The 893-nt window shown below is 66.0% G+C and carries 1 protein-coding gene and 1 pseudogene; both read right to left on the reverse strand.

What is annotated here, in order from left to right:
- A partial coding sequence (locus A9X04_RS09495; RefSeq protein ID WP_067919673.1) for an ESX secretion-associated protein EspG occupies nucleotides 1-659 on the reverse strand: 659 nt, incomplete at its 3' end.
- Nucleotides 660-746: 87 nt separating this feature from the next.
- A pseudogene (locus tag A9X04_RS09500) lies at nucleotides 747-893 on the reverse strand (type VII secretion protein EsxI); the annotation flags it as partial.

Genomic DNA, 893 nt, shown 5'->3' on the forward strand with positions numbered 1-893 from the left:
GCCGGGTCGGAGAGCGCCTGGCCCAGCGCGGCCACAGTGGCGGCGCTGATGCCCATCCGCCGCAGGTCACCGCCGGAGAACACGTTGAAGCCCGACTCCTGCCACGACTTCGTCGCTTCCAGCATCTCTTCCAGCGGCACGTTCACCGCGTTGATCGCCGCCGGTTCTGCGTGGTGTATCGACTCCAGCGCGTCCAGGACCAGTGACGCGATCGAGGAGCTGTCGGCGATGGCGACGTCGTCGACGGTGATGTCGCTGCCCACCCGTACCGCGGACACCCAGTGCTGGCCGCGACGCGCCAGCACCACCCGGAACTCATTGTCGGGGATGTCACGCGACCCGGGCGGCTGGTTCTCGTCGTCCACCACGCCGTAGAGCAGCTTGCCCCGGGACAGCAGGGCGATGACCTCGAGGTCCGGCGCGGCGAGCACCCTCATCCGGGCGGCCACCTGCTCGTTCACCTGATCGTTCTCGACGATGCCCTGCTCACGCATCACCGCCATACCGGGATGCTCGTTGAGCCAGTCGCTCGAATCGGTCGAAACATATGGCCGGCACCGCAGCTCCGGGGCGACGTGCCGAATGTCCAGAAGGGCCTGGAGCATCCAGAAACCGTCGACGTTAACGGTGATATCAGTGCGGGCGGTCTGTTGGTCCATCAATACCTCGAGGGTTCAAAGTGCACGATAACCGCAGGACGCGGCAGCACACCACACGTCGGTGTGCTGCCGCGCCTGAAGTTGGGGTTAGGCCCAGCTGGACCCAACGGCGCTGTCGGTGCTGGCCATGTTGCTGCCGGCGCTCTGCACCTTCTGCCCGTGGGCGTTGGCCTGCTCGTAGATCACCTGGAAGTTGCGACCCAACTGGGTGATGAACTCCTGGCAGGCCACCGA

This window comes from Mycobacterium sp. E3247, from assembly GCF_001667785.1.
In the GTDB taxonomy this organism is placed as follows: Bacteria; Actinomycetota; Actinomycetes; order Mycobacteriales; family Mycobacteriaceae; genus Mycobacterium.